Genomic DNA, 16,460 nt, shown 5'->3' with positions numbered 1-16,460 from the left:
CAGGTGGTCATGATATCAGATTGATTGACTCCTGCGCCGGATCGCCCTGTTTTTCAGGATCATAAAGATGATCCCCGCCAGCAGGCCCAGGCCACCACCCAGGTAGCTGAAATTATGGATCGACCCAACGGTAATGAAGGCCGGTTTATCCACTAAATGCTCAGGGAGCCACCAATTCACACCTGATTTCACGAGAACATAATGGCCATAGACCCCGCCAATGATGCCCGTGAGCACGGCCACGACTATCACCCATCCTACCGCCTGAATGGCCAATTGAAACATGGTCTCCGGATCCTTACCAATGAACGCAATCAACCCGATAATCACCCCGATATACAGACCCATCCACCAGGTTGCCTTAACACCCACCATGACCACGGCGCTACGCGGTTGGGTCATGTGTTGTGCCGCCACTGAGTCAGCCAGATCGAACTGGATGAATTTAAATTTGGTATAATATTCCGGGCTGATCGAATAGGTAACCTGATCGTGAATAACCCCGTAAATGGCCCCGACTACAATGGCCACCGCGACAATCAACAGGAACATGACAAATTTTCGCATGATTGAAGTAACGATTTTTTTGCCTATTCCTATGCATAACGGATATAAAAATACAATACCAATACAGTAATCAGGAACCACCACATACCGGTATTGCGCCATCCTCTGTTGAACTTTCTTTCGTCCTCCGGCATTCGCAGGATGGCTCTGCTCCAGATCAGACCCTTCAACTCCGCCTCCGGTTTGGGAGCCGTAAACAGGCTGACGATCCAGCAAACCAGCATGCAGGTCCAGAATACGATGCCGGTACGATTAAAAAATGGCATTCGGGGGTAAAGCAGATTGAGTGCGATGGATAACGGTATGGTGAGATAACCCGCGGCAAGGGCACCCTTCGACGATGCTTTTTTCCAAAATACCCCCATCAGGAACATCGTCGCAATGCCGGGTGTAAACAAACCATACAGATTCATCAGGTACAGAAAAACGGGCCGGTCCGAATAATGGATCAATAAGATGGCACTGCCGATGCCTACCAACAGGATCATCACGCCGGATAGACGACCAAAACTTACTGCCTGGCTGTCTGTGGCTTTTTTGTTGATATAGGGCAGATAAATATCCATGGTGAGTATCGTAGTGCAGGAGTTCACCGCTCCGGAAATATGCGACATGATGGCTGAGATAAGGCCGGCCATCACAATACCCACTAGTCCGGATGGCAACAGCTTTTCTACCAGGGTCGCAAATAAAAGATCCGGTTTTTCAAGGGAAGGCAAGATCAGGGGGGCCACCAGTGCCGGAATGGTAATGATCAGGGGTACCAGGAACTTGAGATAGTCGCCAAAGATGACTCCCATGCGGCCATGCCATTCATTTTTCGCGGCCAATACCCGCTGTACGATGAACTGGTTGGTCGCACAATAAAAGACACTGATACAAAACAGCCCCCCCAGGTACATGGTCCAGGGAAAATCCGGATCGGAAGCAGGATAAAACATTTTCCAGTTGGAGGTCGTCTTCAGCACGGCCTGTATGCCTCCGGAGGCATGCACGGTGGCAAAAGAAAGGGCAATCCCCCCCACGATCAGAATGACCAGCTGTAACATTTCGGTCCAGATCACGGCCCGCAAACCTCCGATGATCGTATACACTCCGGTGAGCAGCGATAAGGAGATGATACTATACAGCAGGGGAATGCCAAATAAGGCATACAAGGAAAGTGCGCCCAGGTATAATACCGCCCCGATCTCAACGAGGATATAGGTTAGCAGGATCAGCACAGAATACACGGTCCGGGTAGCACCGCCAAAACGCCGTTGCAGGTACTCGGGGACGGTATAAAAACCATTTCGCAGATAAAAAGGCAGGAACACCCAGAGCAGGGCATTGAATCCGATCAGGATCGCCCCCCACTCCATCGTGATAGCCACAAAACCCCTGCTATAGGCAGCGCCCATCGCACCCACCAGATGATGGCTGCTGATATTGGCGGCGATGATGCTTCCCCCGATCATCCACCAGGGCAGGCGGTCGCCGGCAAGAAAATAATCCCGCTTGGTCGCCTTGGCCTTGCGGGAAGCGTAGAGTCCTACACCAATGATCAGCAGAATGTATACGATAAAAATAATGATGTCTATCGGAGCTAAATGCATAGCGCTTACAGGTTTCGGATGGCTTCAATGACGCCTTGTGTCAAAATCTCCAATGCTCCCTTGTCATAGGGAGTGGTATTACAGGAATAAATGTCCTTGCCGTAGTACTCCGCATCGGGCATATACCCCACGTAGCCGTTGGCTATGTTCACTACAGCCATTTTTTTGTCGGGAAAGGCCGCCCGCAGCTTTTGTTGAAAATAGGAATAGGTCTCATTGGGCTGGGCTACGATATAAGCGTCACCCAATTTCCAGAGCCATACCTGGACCCGGGCCTTTTTCCCATCGCCGACTACCTGACGGGTATTCATTTTTCTCCAAAGCCGGTCCTTCAATACACGATCGGTACAATCCTGCCATTCCTGTCTGATCTCCTCCAGGGAGGGCAACTCTTTCAGCGGGACTTCCAGTTCCAGCTTCAGAACGGAAGCCGCTGTATTGGCATTCAAGGGCATATATTCCCAAATGGCCAGTGGTGCCCCCGAAAGCAAGGACTTGCTCAACCGGTACCCCTTGCCGGGAGGAAGTTGCCCTTCATATACCGACAAGGCTGCATAGCCCAACTGCCTCCCATGCCCATCGGCAATGGCGGTATCCGCAACATATTGCACCATCGGAGACAACTCTCCCGAAGCTCCTTGCAGGAAAAGGCAGGGCGCCTGGGTCCTGGCACTGATCACTTCGCGCATCTCCCCTACAAAATCCGGAGAGAACAGTCTGTTCTCATGCCCCAGGGTCGTTGGATGGCAGGCATAATTGACAATAGAACAAATGGGTAACCCGGCTTCCGTGGTGATATGCCCAAAGAGCAGGGTATCATCTGCAGGCGCACCGGGATGATAGCCCACCAGGTATACCTGCCCACCCTCATCCTCCTTGCCAGGAGCCGCTTTCAGCGGCTCGACCTGGAGATCCCGGTTGGTAGCCAGGTTGCATTTTCCATATTCCCAGCTCAGCATCCCGGGAGCCAGTTGATCCATAGATTGGCGGATCAGACCCGCCATGGTTTCTTTCAACTGGTTCAAATAAGGAAGGATACGGTTGCCTCCCTTTTTATCCTTGTCCTGCGAACAAATGGCAGGACCGGCATGGGTATGTGACAGACAGAATAAAAGCTGTGATTCTTCCAACTGAAAAGTAGTGAGCATCTGTTGCCGGATGGCCAATTCATCTCCTGCATGTATCCACCATCCCAGATCTGCAGTGACCAGCACCAGGGGTTTGCCACTTTCCTGCAACCGGATGGCAAGACATTGCATCTTCATGGTTTTGTGAAAACCAATAGCAGCATCCCCGGCAGCCGCACCCCAGTTCCGGAAATAAATGTCCGGCGGCGGATCGATCGAAGCCTCTGCCACACCAAAAAAGCCTGTAAAACAATTGGGTTCTATGCTGCGTACATCCATTTCCTTCATTTCACCTTTGAATTTTAACCCGACCGGAAACCGGTTCGTGAAAATCGGCTAAGGCCGGAGCAGGGATAAACCCCCATCCATCAACAAACAGCTACCGGTAACATGCCTGTTCTCCTCCTGGCAAAGCCAAAGGATCTGGCCGGCCACTTCCCCTGCTTCAATCAGCCTTCCGAGCGGAACCTTCAATCTGGCCTCCTCCGCAAGTGAGGGACGCTGGTTCCAGACAGCTTTACTAAGACCGGCATTTACATAACCGGGAGCGATCTCATTGACCCGGATATCCCTGTCTGCAAATTCCAATGCCAGACACTGGCATAACATCCGGATACCGGCTTTGGCAACACTATAGGCCGGGATATGGGGGTGTACGGCATGGGCCGCCCAGCTTCCCAGAAAAACAATATTCCCTTTAATCTTACGGGCTGAAAAATAGATCGCTGCCTGTTGTGCGAGATAAAAAGCACCATTGAGATTGACCTGGATCTCCGCTTGCCACTGCGCTGCGGTGATGTCGGCAATGGATTTCTGGGTAATGGTTGCCGCATTGACAAGGGCTATATCGATGCGTCCCCAGGCCTGGTCCACCGCAGCGACCCACCTGTTTACCGCTGCGGCATCGCCGATATCGACCTGGTGATACAAAAAGGCGATCTCTTCTTTTTGCAATAGTTCCAACCTCGCTCCGGCAGCATCGCCAGCATGGATGTCAGATAAAGCAATCCGGGCACCCTCCCTGCCAAAAGCCAGGGCAGTAGCCAGGGCAATATCCCCGAGGCCTCCGCTGATCAGTACAACCTTATTATCCCGGCTTTTTTCCATAACTGGCCGTAAATTAACTATAACGATTTAAAAATATTCCTGGTGATCTCCAGTGTCTTTTCGATATCTGCCTTGGAATGCGCAAAAGAAATACTGCCTTGTTTGATCGGTAAAGGGAAATGGAAGATCCCCTTTTCAATCAATTGTCTGCGGTATTTTTTATCCAGCTCAAAATTATGATTTTGAAGGATATCATGGAAGTCAACCGGCTGGTGATCCATAAAATACACGCAGAAGGCCGAACCTTGTCTGGCTATATGGAAGGGAATGCGCAAATCGGCAAGGATATCCTTCAGGCCTTTTTCCATCAGTTCTCCCAACGCATAAACATGTTCGAAAACACGATGCTCAGGGGAAGCCAGTTTTTCCAGGGTGGCAATACCCGCTGCGATGGTGAGCGGAAAAGCGTTGAAGGTGCCTGCGATCAAAACCCGTCTGGCTTTTTCCGGATGTACAAAATAATCCATGTATTGTTTCTTGCCGCCGATCACTCCCAAAGGATAACCATTGGCCAATGCTTTACCAAAGGTAGACAGGTCGGGCTGCACGCCGCAGATGGATTGATATCCTCCCAGCGCGTGACGGAAGCCGGTTTTCACCTCATCGAAGACGAGCAGGAAACCATTTTCATCCGCGAGCTTGCGCAGGCCTTGCAGATAACCAGGCTGTGGCGGTACGATACCCACGTTTTGCAGGATGGGTTCCACGATAATGCAGGCTACCGGGTAACGTTTGATCACATATTCAACGGATGCCAGGTCGTTAAAATTGACCACATGGACCAGTGCCTTATGGGCTGCCGGAATCCCTGCTGAAGTGGTATCGTAGGGATATTCACCCGGGCTCACGCGGGCTCCGATGTCTTCCAGGGTGCTGATCACATTACAGGATACGTCGTTGTGCCAGCCGTTGTACCCACCTTGCATGACGATGACATGATCACGACTGGTCACGGCTCTAGCGATCCGGATCGCGTGGAAGGTAGCTTCAGACCCTGTCGTGGTGATCTGTATTTTTTCAACAGTAGGCACATATTGGCAGAATAATTCTGCAAAACGACCTTCCAGCTCGGTGGGGCCAGCTCCCATCAATACGGCATTACCAGCCAGGGATGCCGCCACTGCTTTATTGACATCCGGGTCGTTATGCCCTAAGAAGGATGCGGCAAATCCTGCCTGGTAGTCAATATACTCATTGCCGTCGATATCGAATACATGGCTGCCTGCTCCATGATGGAAACAAATATTGGGTTCTGATTTCCGATTAAGAGAAACTACGCCTCCGGGTATCCATGCTTCATTTTTTTGGACCAATTCAGCAGATCCAGACCATTTACTCATTGTCGTTTCTTTATTTAGTGAATGTTTGTATATCGTGTACGTATAGATTTATCGTATACGTATAGTGCTATCGTGTACGTATAGTGCTATCGTGTACGTATAGTGCTATCGTGTACGTATAGTGCTATCGTGTACGTATAGTGTTTTCCAGTGTATTGAGCTATTTTCACGGTCAGGGTTTCTTTGCTTTGTTCCGCAGCGTCTTCAACGTAGTCAGCGATAAAGGCTGGTCAATGACCATATGCGTTTTCAGATAATTAACCAGGTCCAGCATCTGGTCATCCGTCAGGAAGCCAAAACCGGGCATGTTTTGAGAATAAACATTTCCCAGGATGGTCTGATTGCCGGTCCTTCCCTGGTTGAGTATTCCCAATAGTTTTTCGGTGTTCTTCAGGGTCGGATTGTTTTTCAGCGGGGGAAAGTTCCCCGCTAAACCTTCTCCTGCCGGTTTATGGCAGGCAGCACAGTAATTAAGAAAGATCGTAGCCCCCTTGTCGGCCCCGTCGCCGGCCGTACTGTCCTTTACATGAGCCTCTTTTATCAGTGCCTTATCCAAACTGCCGGCATCCGCAGCCGTTATTTTCAGGATATGATCATCTGTTGGTTTGGGATAACCGGGAGCAGGGTTCCAATCGCGGTTGCTGGTTCCTATATATACCTGCCCTTCGTCATCTACACTAATGGAACGAAGCCGCCCATATCTGTTCTTAAAATAAACAGCATGACCGGTTACTTTTTTTCCGCCAGCATCCAGATGGATGACATATAGCGCACTACCTTTCAGGGTAACCAGTAAGAGACTGTTTTGAAAATCTTTTATTGGCCCCTTCCCGTACCACGCGATGGCAGCGGGCGCAATGGTGGGTGTCCAGCTGATCATGGGCTCCGTCACCGACAGCTTCAGAGAGTCGATCTTATGGATCTCCTCCTGCTGATCGAGTTTGCCTTCTACCAGGGGCCAGCCATAGTTATGGCCCGGCTCAATTAAGTTCACTTCATCTTCAACGGCATCTCCATGTTCCGAAGCATACAGCAGACCGTTCTCTCCAAAACATATGCCTTGCGGGTTACGGTGCCCATAAGACCAGACATAGGAATTTTTAAAGGGGTTATCAGCCGGAACAGAACCATCTTTCATCACCCGCAGGACCTTTCCATTGAGTGACTGCAGGTCTTGCGCCCTCCCGCCTTCCGAGATATCGCCGGTAGTCACATACAAATCTCCTTTCCTGCCCATTAGTACTCTGGAACCATTGTGACCCGTATAGGCCGTCCATTGCAATACCAGCTTCGGCTGGATAAGGCTATCTTTTTGTGCATCGTAGGTATATCTCACCAACCTGGTCACCAGTGAAGACGTATCCAGTCTGGAAGTATCGTTCTGCTGATTATAGATCAGGTACAAATGCGTGGAATCCGCATCATGGTCTACCGCCATCCCCAGGGCCCCCATGGTACGCAGACGAAAAACACCCGGTACGGAAAGGATCTTCCGGGTTTTCCCCGTTGCCAGATCCATTTTCCAGATCTCGCCTTTCTGAAGGCTATACCATATGGACCCGTTGTCATAGCGTATTTCCCAGGGCACATCCAGGTTGTCCTGAATGGACGTCACCTTTACCACCTGGTCCTTTAATTTATAATAATCCAATAAGGTCGGTTGCCTCTCTGTCTGGTGACAGCCCAGAAAAGGGAACCATAAAAAGGCAGCACAGGCCTTGACATACCAGGTTATAGCAGGTTTCATATCTTTTTTATTTCAAAATATAAGGAAGCCCGTTAGGCTCCTCTGTATAAGATCCATTATAAGTTCTTCCGGGTACCAGCCAGTAACTGCCTTCCGTCAGGCGTATTTGTAAAGTATTCTTTTCCGGTCGCACATAATAATTCGTGCTTGCCGCAGCCCCTTGTCGCCTCAAATGCCAGAATCCGTAATTCAAACCAGTGGCTACCATTGTAAAACCCGAGGGGTTCCGGGGAATCTCCAGGGCAATGGAGTCGGTGATCAGATCTTTTCCGGGACTCAATAGCTGGACGACATCTGCAATACGGATCTCATAGTAAGCCGCATGTTCCTTAAAATAAACCGGCAATCGCTGCGTCGTATCGGTGGTCATCTGAAAAAGGGTAAGGAATTTATTATGGCGCGTTTTCCCTCGGGGCGAGATCATAATACGGTAGGCCTTGCTTTCCGGCTTGGAAGAGTCTACGGGATAATAAGTTCCGAAAACATTCCGGGAACTGTCTCCACCCCATATGGTTGTCTCCCTGTCACCGGCTGCAGGCAGCAGCATGTCCATGGCCGTATAACCGGTGATATCAGCCACCCTGCTATGCAGGAAAATAGTTGAGCCGGTCATGGCAGGGGGGTTATAGGCATTGAGCTGCCAGTATTTTTCTATTTCCGGAGAGGAGGTCTCCATATCATCGGCAACGATCATAACCGCCGGTACGGCCGGGTTGTCGAGATGCAACAAACAAAGACTTCGTGTATAGCTGCTCATCTTACCGGAATAGGCAGGGGTGAGATCCGCTTTGAAATAACTGTAGAGCGGAGTCTTTGGGTCGGGCCCTGCATCGGATGACAATACAGCCCCCGCGTTGAACCAGGGATCGTTTTGCACCTGCTGAGGGCTTACCGGAAAACGCTGGCTGAAGCGGGCGCCTCCGTCATTGGTCCTGGCCCGGTAATACAATTTCTCCTGCGGATCAAAGGCCAGCATCATACTATGCGCAATCGATCTTTTGTTGAAATTATAGTCATAGGGAGATCCATAAGACAGATACAAACCGATATCCCCGAACTGCATGCCATGAAAATAGAGCTGTATGGCTCCTGCATCCGGATGCTGATGGTTGCCGAAGGAGTAACCCCCGCCCCTGATCTCCGCTATTACGTCATTACTTTCCGGAGTATTGTTCCAACCCGTGCGGGCTACCATGCCACCGAGTATATGTCCGAAGTCCTTTGTCAAAGACAGCTGCGTGGGTTGAGGGATGGCTTTGAGCGCCGGATCGTTCAGCAATAAGAACAGGACCGGATCATCGGGCAAACCGCCTTCCCGCTCGAATTCGCCTTTCAGCAGCGGGTCTTTCAGGTAGGCATAACAGAGCAGCATAGTCTGGGGCTGCTTCCAATAGCTGTTGGCCCCATTGCCTTTTTTATTGCTGAACATATCCCCATCCCTAAGCATATACCCATCTGGCAAACGCATATAGATCCAGTAATACGGAAGATTCTTCAGATTATCCGGGTATAGTTTCCGGCCCAGCATACGGTCAAACAACATAGCGCCATGCATCTCCCATCCAAAACGGTAGGCTCCATAATCGATACCCTGATTATGTCTTGGTGACTGGTATTCAAATTCCCGCATGGGAACCAACTGCTCCAGTAAAGCGTAGGAGGTATACCGATAGGGCAAAGTATCCTCGTTATATACGGCGATACTCATGGCCAGCAGATCCCTGCTTACCTGCGCCTCGTTGGCATGACCGTTCACGATCGGATCGACAAAAGGAGGCCACCCGATCTCCATATCCCTGGAGAGCCGCATCATGTGCTGACGGAGATAAGCCTTCTGCCTGGCGTTCAGCAGATCATAACACCAATCGTATACCAGCGCGCTGGTATAAATGGTCCGTCCTATCTCGCGGGTGATGTCTCCGTAAGTGACGTTGCCAAATTCCAACATACTCAAATACCCGGAGAGCAGACCAACGGCTTCCTGTCCGGTCCGGGTATCCTGATTGACGAGATAATAAAATGCCTTGATGCGGATAGCCGCTTCCAATGTCTCATTATAAAAGATCTCTTTGGATGAATCGGGTGTGAAAGGATAAGCAGCCAGCGCTGTTTGCCGGACTTTATTCCAGGCTGCGCTGTTCTCTGCTGCCTGTACTCTTTCTTTCAAAACCGGAAGAAAAGACGGAGTCACCCAGAGCCGGGGATGTTCCGGTGGAGGTGTCACTTTGGGCACATAGTTGGTTATGCCTTCCGGAAGTTTTGGCCCCTCGTATTTCTTACAGGTAATATATCCCAAGGCCACCCCTGCCGGTAACCAGATCTTCAGCGATTTTTTCTTTCCCCTCAGATCGAATTTGCCGGTGTACTGATAGCCTCCGGCATAATTATCATAAACGATCCTGCTGGTAACCCGGTTTCCGCCCCATTGCCATTGCATGCGGTAAGTCTTCACCGGTAGGGTGGCGGCCTTTGGCGTAAGGATCGCATAACTGGAAAATTCATAGGTGCCGTCTTCCAGCTGATCCAGATCCAGAGGAATATATCCCGGATCGGGCAGGACACTGTCTTTCCGGTAAACGGCCTTGTGGGTTTTCAGGGACGAATCCTTCAGCAATCCAAAATACTGTTTGTCAATCGGCGCCTTGTCCGGATAAACCGTTACCGGAACGGGGTTCGTTTCCGGTCTTTTCGGAAGGGGTTTGCCCGGCTGGCCGGCCGCCTGAAAAACAAGCAGCAACGACCAGCACAGGCAGGTAAAATATCTTAACCGGAAAGCAGGCCCGTTGTAAACCATCCTGGAATTTATTTAATAATCTGTATTCTGCCCAATATTGTGGTTGGCATTGACCTCAGACAGGGGAATTGGTAATATACGCCGGTGATCGGTGGTCAGGACACCTGGATAATTGGAATAGGCTTTTATTCCCATGTCTTCCCGTACAAAATCCACATTGGTCCGCGCCAGATCCCAGAACCGAAGACCTTCAAACGCCAGTTCCCGTTGACGTTCTTTGAGGATCACCGTCACAAGGTCGGTAGCAGAAAGCGAATTGTCGTACCCGGTAAAAGAAGGATCACGCTTTTGCGCCACAAGGTTGAGATAAACCAACGCATTGTCGACATCTCCGTTGCGGGCATAGGATTCAGCGGCCACCAGCAATACTTCCGCGTAACGCAGCAACTTCACCTCATCCCGGTTGGAGCCGGTAGCATTCTTATATTTATTCACCACATAGGCCTGGTTGCCGTTGCGCAATCCGTCCGTAATCAGCCCTCTTCTCATATCCGTTGCGCTATAAAGAAGATACAACGAATCCGTAGCCAGCAAATCTCCAAAACCATTGGGAGAATAAATATAATCCAGACCTTCCACCCCATTATTCGCCGTGGAGGGATAGTTCAATTCAAAAAGGCTTTCCAGTTTGTCCGTTCTGCCGGTTGTGCCCGTCCAATAGGTCGTAAAAGCGGCATTATCGGCGGCGAGGCTGTAACCTCCGTTGTTCACTACCTGCAAAGCTGCATCCTGTGATTTTGCATAATCACCCATGAACAGATAAGCGCGGGCCTGAAGGGCCTTGGCGGCATATTTGGACAGGAAGTTACTGGATCCCGCGTGCAGTTTGGGCGCAGCACCCATCAGGTTGTAGGCGCTATCCAGGTCTTTTACGATCTGCGTATAGACTTCACCAACTGTGTTCCGGGCAGGATATACCAATGGTCCCGTGATATTGGCCGATTGGATCACCAGGGGTACGCCAGGCGCAGAAGATGATACGGTATAGGGTTTGGCGAACCAGTTCACCAGGTAAAAATAACTCAGCGCACGGGCGGTATAACATTCACCCAGCAGATAATTTACATTCTCCGTCCGGGCCAGATTGCTGGAAAGGATACGGTTGGCTTGCAGAACGCTGAAATAAGTATTCTGCCACAAAGCCAGCACTTCGGCCGATTCTGAAGTCCACAAATATCCGCTCTGGGTGAGAAAGCGGCTGGAATTCGAGCTGCTCAGGTAAACATTATCCGACAAGAGGTCACCAAAAACCGAATAATTCCTTCCAAAGGTATAGTAGGTGGTCATGGACCGGTACATACCCGCTACGGCTTCCAGCATGCTTGCTTCCGAAGTAATAGCATTGTCAACCGGGAGCGAAATATTAGGCGACTGATCGAGGAAACTCTTACTGCAGGATCCCAGCGATGCAATCAGTATCAGGGCTATAGAAAATCTATTGTTTAAGTACTTCATTGTGTAAGATTTTTAGAAACCAACATTGACTCCAAAAGTGATCGTTTTATACTTGGGCAGGTTATTGTAGTCATACCCGGAATAATTGACTTCCGGATCAAAGGGCAACCTCTTGTCGAACAGGATGGTAACCAGATTGGTAGCCCTTGCATACAGATTTAGTTTAGTGATCCCGTATTTTTTAAACAGACCGATGCCCTTCAGATTGGTAAGATCATATCCAAGCGAAAGATTACGCAGCCTGATATAATCTCCTTTATACAGGCGATAGGTGCTGGTGGAGTTATCGGTAGTCGTCGCATATTTGGGCACATCGGTGATCTGTCCGGGTGCCGTCCAGCGATGCTGGTAAATATAGAGATACTTGTTATTGGTATAATAAGCCGCTGAAGTAAAGGAGATATCAGAAGCGCCATACACATAATTACCCATGCAGTAATTGAAGTCGACAGCCAGGTTTACGCCTTTGTAATTGAAGTTGTTGCTGAAACCGCCAATGTACTTGGGATTGGCTTGCTTATTCAACACATTATAACTGGCATCGGAATATTTATTCGTCGTCGAACCGTGGGCGGCATCCTTATAGTATAACGGATCGCCGTTCTGCGGATCTACGCCGGCAAACTCTTTCATGTAATAGGTGTAGTAATTGTATCCCTGTTTCAGATAGAATTGTCCGTTCTGGGCATTCGTTGCTCCGTAGAGCGACGTGACCTTGTTCTTATTGAAGGCTATATTAAAATTGGTATTCCAGTAAAAGTCCTTGGTCTGGATGATGTTGCCGTTCAAGGTAAACTCCCATCCTTTGTTGACCATCGCCCCGATATTCTTCAGGGTAGAAGAGAAGCCGGAAGTATAGGAAGTAGCCACATTCTGGATCAAACCATCGATATTATTATAATAATAATCGACCACCAGGCTGAACCGATCTTTCAGGAATCCGATATCAAGACCTGCATCCCATTTTTTGGCACGCTCCCATTTCAAATCGGTATTTCCTGAAGTGACATATTCCTGACCGGTTATTCCATTATAAGCATACCCGGTAGCTCCGCTATAGGAGACGAGGGGCATCCAGGCGTAGTTACCCAGGTTCGCATTCCCGGTGATCCCATAAGAGGAACGGAGTTTCAGCGAAGACAGAACATGCTGTTTTCTGAAGAATTCTTCCTGGTCGATATTCCAGGAACCGCCGGCAGAATAGAAATCGGCATACCGGTTATTGATAGCAAAACGTGAAGACCCGTCCCTTCTGTAGGATCCGTTAAATACGAACCGGTTATTATAATTCAACGATAAGATACCATAGCCGGAGACAAAGGAATAACCTTCATTCTGTCCGTAGGTGCCCACGGGGGTGGCGGCATTACTGAGCGCCGTCAGACCGGAGGCGGCAGAGGGGAATCCATATCCATCGGCTGCCAGCAGATAAAACTTGGATTGCTGGGCTTCATACCCTGCAGTAGCGGTTACGACAAAATTATCAAAACCGGGAATATCATAATGATAATCCAGCTGATTGCGGGCCAGCCAGTTAAAATATCTTTCATAATAATTTTTACTGCGTCCGCCCAGGGACTTTCCGTCGCCCATGATCGCATTGAGAAAGGTTGTTTCTTCCAATGCATTATAATCCGCACTGAAATAGCTGGTATAATACAGATTGTCAAACAAATTCCATCTCAGTTTGACATTACCCAGCAGGCGTGTATTGGACATGTTCTTAACGTCATATTTGGAAATGACGAGCGGATTATAAACCCCGGGAAAGTTGGTATTTCCGGTGGTGGAAGTATTCAGGGTACCATCGGCATTATAGGCAACCTGGAATGGTCTCAGAAAACGCGCCGCATAGGTAGGGTTGCCGTAATAGTTATCTGCATAAGGCGTGTTCTGCGCGACATTGGATACATTCAGACCGGTGGTCAGCGTGATCCGTTTGCTGATCTTATGATCGAGATTCAACAGGAGGCTTTTTTTGTTAAGGCTGGCGCCAATGGTGGTAGCTTCCTGTTTGAAGAGGCCGCCAGATGCATATATTTTTGTTTTATCCGTTCCGCTGCTCAGACTGATATTGTATTGGGACTGGCTTCCGTTGCGGGTGACCAGGTCGTACCAATCATTACTCTTACCACTGTTGAGGCCGTAGCTATCCGACAGGGTCTGGATCTGGGCAGGGGTATTGCCCGCATTGGTCAGCGCTTCTTTAAAGAGTTCTGCATACTGGGCCGCATTCAACAGTTTACCACCTTTCGGAGGGTCCATTGGCCGGGATTTACCTACTTCTGCATCTGCGCTGATCCTGGTCTTTCCATATTTACCAGCCTTGGTGGTGATGACGATCACACCATTGCTACCCCGGGAGCCATAGAGGGAAGTGGCTGCCGCATCTTTTAATACGTTCACGCTTTCAATATCATTCTGGTTGATGCCGGACAAGGCATCCATGGTTTTGATATTGTTGGCCAGGTTTCCGGTATTAACGATCATTCCATCCACAACGACCAGGGGGTTGGAAGAAAGCGCCATCGAACCAAGACCACGAATACGGATACTCTGCTCTGCTCCGGGCGCCCCGCTGGTTCCAACCACCGTCACACCGGCGACCTTTCCCTGCAGGCTTTGCTGAAAGGAAGCGAAGGGTTTGTTTTCCATCGCCTTACCATCAACTTTCCCGATGGCACTTACACTCACTACTTTGGCAGTGGTCCGGTAACCGTCGACGACCACCTCCTCCAATTCTTTGGCGCCGGTGTGCATGGCCAGTTCCAGACGAGGGGACGAGACTGCCGTTTCCAGGTCTTTAAAGCCAACGCTCGTAAGTATGATCCTGTCCTTTAGGGTGACGTTGGACAGCTGGAAAGCACCATCGTTATCGGATAGCACTGTTTTGTTCTTGCCGGAAACTTTTACGACAACCCCACTTAAGGCATTACCGGATTCATCTCTGACATAGCCCGTCAACACAAAAGCCGAGTCTTTGGAACCTACCGGTTTCTGGCTTTGGGCAAATATTGTCATACCGAGGAGCAGGCAGACTGTCAAGGCTAGTTTTGAAAAAAGACCCCTGAATACATCGTTCGGACCAGTACCCGAACAAGGATGTAAATCGGTCTTAAGAGAAGTAGTTTTGGCACCACTTTTAATACTCATAAGCAGTTGTTTAAAAAATGAACGGTTAGATATTATTATTAACAATTGAACACATTGATCCCCGGCCTTGGATACCGGGAACAGCAGCAGCTTCATCAACAATTCTGAGAACAGGTACAAACAATCATACCCCTGAAAATATCCAAGGATTGCAGTCTGGTATGTTTGTCTGTTATATTCATATTACTAATCAGCGTCTGTGCATCCAAATTAAGGATATTTTTGTATACAAAAAAATATAGTTAATTGTATAAGTTTATTTTCTGGAAAATGCGATTTTGAGGGGCCTGAAACCATTGGGACGCAGAGCAGAAAGGGGCTTCTCTGGCATTTGAACACTGGGCCAGTTCATTTTTACCTGCCCGGGGTCAAGATTGGACTCCGACGAAGATCATATTTGTGTATACACATCAGAACAGGAATTGTATAAGATCCTGGCAAAGAAGGGGAGACCTAGCAGAGACGTAGCGGAGACTTTGACATAAAAGCCACAAAAAAAAGGGAGGTACGATTTTCGTACCTCCCCTACTCTGTAAAATATCTATTAAGTATCTATAACTAGCTATTAGATCGGTCGCCTCTTATTCACCGGGTGTGAGCACTATATTTCTAAAGGACACAGGACCATGGTCGCCCTGCAGATAAATGGGTCCGGGTTCTCCTTCCCGGCTGTCCAGCGCCCCGCCGGTGATACCGGGGATCTCCTGGTTACAGATGATGGTCTTACCATTGGCAACGACCGTAACCATTCTGCCAATGAGGGTAATATCGAAGCTTTGCCATTTTTCGGGTCCAAGCGCTGCCATTTCACTGGGTACTAGGAACCCGTAAATTCCACCAAAAAGATGGCTCGATGGCTGTGCAGTGAGTGCATTGTCGATGATCTGCGTTTCGTAGCGGCCTCTCAAATACACGCCGCTGTTGCTGGCCTGTTTGTATTTAAACTCGATATGCAATTTAAAATCGCGGAATTTCTCTTTGGTAATGATGTTGGAACCGGAATGCGGACTAATCAATTCTCCGTTCTCAACGATCCATTGATTTTTGTCTCCATCCACTACCCATCCTGTCAGGTCTTTGCCATTGAGCAGCTGGATTGGCTTTTTCCATTGAACTTTTTTGGTCTCCGTCAGCAGTGGCGCTCTTACACCGGTAAAGGTAAGATCCTGTCCCATACTTGAATGGATGACCCCTTTGATTCCTTCCGGGGTGGTCTCCCCTTCCAGGACCATATCTTTATCCACTTTCTCCCATTGCGGAGGGATGGCAAAGGAAAATTTATTATGATCCGTTATGATTCTGGATATCGGTCTTGCACTTCCGCCGGATGCGACAAAATGCCCTACCAGCGTGCTGAAACCCGAGACCTCGATCTCCAGCCAGGAGGCTCTTTCTTTGCCATCATCCAACACCGTGAGATCCCACCTGCCTGCCAGGTCACCGCCGGTAACGGAATTGGCATTGACGGGTGCAACCTGCGAATGGGCCAGCTGTGGCGCGATGGCAGCCAAGCCGATCCAGGCAGTCATTATACTTTTTCTAATGTTCATGATTTGTTTGTTTTATCTTAAATAT

General features: G+C 49.3%; 10 protein-coding genes. All 10 read right to left on the bottom strand.

Going from position 1 to position 16,460, the window contains the following annotated elements; translation table 11 throughout:
- Window positions 1-15: 15 nt before the first annotated feature.
- The 10 genes from ACX0G9_RS12690 to ACX0G9_RS12645 all read right to left on the bottom strand — a co-directional run bounded on the left by ACX0G9_RS12690 (window position 16) and on the right by ACX0G9_RS12645 (window position 16,435).
- On the bottom strand, window positions 16-567 hold the full coding sequence (locus tag ACX0G9_RS12690) for a hypothetical protein (protein WP_459065283.1): 552 nt from the start codon (window positions 565-567) through the stop codon (window positions 16-18).
- A gap of 29 nt (window positions 568-596) precedes the next feature.
- Entirely contained in the window at window positions 597-2,162 is a 1,566-nt protein-coding gene (locus ACX0G9_RS12685; RefSeq protein WP_459065282.1) for a sodium:solute symporter family transporter, read from the bottom strand.
- A 5-nt stretch (window positions 2,163-2,167) separates the two neighbouring features.
- The gene (locus ACX0G9_RS12680) at window positions 2,168-3,577 is read right to left on the bottom strand and encodes a hypothetical protein (protein WP_459065281.1); all 1,410 of its coding nucleotides are present in this window, start codon (window positions 3,575-3,577) and stop codon (window positions 2,168-2,170) included.
- Between the two features lie 48 nt (window positions 3,578-3,625).
- Window positions 3,626-4,396: an SDR family NAD(P)-dependent oxidoreductase gene (locus tag ACX0G9_RS12675; RefSeq protein ID WP_459065280.1), complete on the bottom strand. Its 771-nt coding sequence runs from the start codon at window positions 4,394-4,396 to the stop codon at window positions 3,626-3,628.
- A 17-nt stretch (window positions 4,397-4,413) separates the two neighbouring features.
- Window positions 4,414-5,736, bottom strand: coding sequence for an aspartate aminotransferase family protein (locus ACX0G9_RS12670; RefSeq protein WP_459065279.1), 1,323 nt, complete (start codon window positions 5,734-5,736; stop codon window positions 4,414-4,416).
- A gap of 172 nt (window positions 5,737-5,908) precedes the next feature.
- Window positions 5,909-7,483 (bottom strand): PQQ-dependent sugar dehydrogenase, encoded by a 1,575-nt coding sequence (locus tag ACX0G9_RS12665; protein ID WP_459065278.1) that lies wholly within the window; start codon window positions 7,481-7,483, stop codon window positions 5,909-5,911.
- A 7-nt stretch (window positions 7,484-7,490) separates the two neighbouring features.
- Window positions 7,491-10,277, bottom strand: a complete 2,787-nt coding sequence (locus ACX0G9_RS12660; protein WP_459065277.1) for a hypothetical protein — start codon at window positions 10,275-10,277, stop codon at window positions 7,491-7,493.
- A 12-nt stretch (window positions 10,278-10,289) separates the two neighbouring features.
- A complete protein-coding gene (locus tag ACX0G9_RS12655; RefSeq protein WP_459065276.1) occupies window positions 10,290-11,732 on the bottom strand; it encodes a RagB/SusD family nutrient uptake outer membrane protein in 1,443 nt (480 codons plus the stop codon).
- Between the two features lie 12 nt (window positions 11,733-11,744).
- Window positions 11,745-14,885 carry a SusC/RagA family TonB-linked outer membrane protein gene (locus ACX0G9_RS12650; RefSeq protein WP_459065275.1) on the bottom strand — a complete coding sequence of 1,047 codons (3,141 nt, stop codon included), beginning with the start codon at window positions 14,883-14,885 and terminating at the stop codon, window positions 11,745-11,747.
- A gap of 581 nt (window positions 14,886-15,466) precedes the next feature.
- The gene (locus ACX0G9_RS12645; protein ID WP_459065274.1) at window positions 15,467-16,435 is read right to left on the bottom strand and encodes a 3-keto-disaccharide hydrolase; all 969 of its coding nucleotides are present in this window, start codon (window positions 16,433-16,435) and stop codon (window positions 15,467-15,469) included.
- Window positions 16,436-16,460 lie beyond the last annotated feature (25 nt).

The sequence above is a fragment of the Flavitalea flava genome, assembly GCF_054461575.1.
Note: the sequence above shows the minus strand (reverse complement) of the source record. Positions and strands in the feature narration are given on the sequence as shown.

Bases quoted from the DNA above. Each gene is read 5' to 3' on its own strand.
- ACX0G9_RS12690 (WP_459065283.1), bottom strand. From the start codon at position 567: ATGCGAAAATTTGTCATGTTCCTGTTGATTGTCGCGGTGGCCATTGTA.
- ACX0G9_RS12685 (WP_459065282.1), bottom strand. From the start codon at position 2,162: ATGCATTTAGCTCCGATAGACATCATTATTTTTATCGTATACATTCTG.
- ACX0G9_RS12680 (WP_459065281.1), bottom strand. From the start codon at position 3,577: ATGAAGGAAATGGATGTACGCAGCATAGAACCCAATTGTTTTACAGGC.
- ACX0G9_RS12675 (WP_459065280.1), bottom strand. From the start codon at position 4,396: ATGGAAAAAAGCCGGGATAATAAGGTTGTACTGATCAGCGGAGGCCTC.
- ACX0G9_RS12670 (WP_459065279.1), bottom strand. From the start codon at position 5,736: ATGAGTAAATGGTCTGGATCTGCTGAATTGGTCCAAAAAAATGAAGCA.
- ACX0G9_RS12665 (WP_459065278.1), bottom strand. From the start codon at position 7,483: ATGAAACCTGCTATAACCTGGTATGTCAAGGCCTGTGCTGCCTTTTTA.
- ACX0G9_RS12660 (WP_459065277.1), bottom strand. From the start codon at position 10,277: ATGGTTTACAACGGGCCTGCTTTCCGGTTAAGATATTTTACCTGCCTG.
- ACX0G9_RS12655 (WP_459065276.1), bottom strand. From the start codon at position 11,732: ATGAAGTACTTAAACAATAGATTTTCTATAGCCCTGATACTGATTGCA.
- ACX0G9_RS12650 (WP_459065275.1), bottom strand. From the start codon at position 14,885: ATGAGTATTAAAAGTGGTGCCAAAACTACTTCTCTTAAGACCGATTTA.
- ACX0G9_RS12645 (WP_459065274.1), bottom strand. From the start codon at position 16,435: ATGAACATTAGAAAAAGTATAATGACTGCCTGGATCGGCTTGGCTGCC.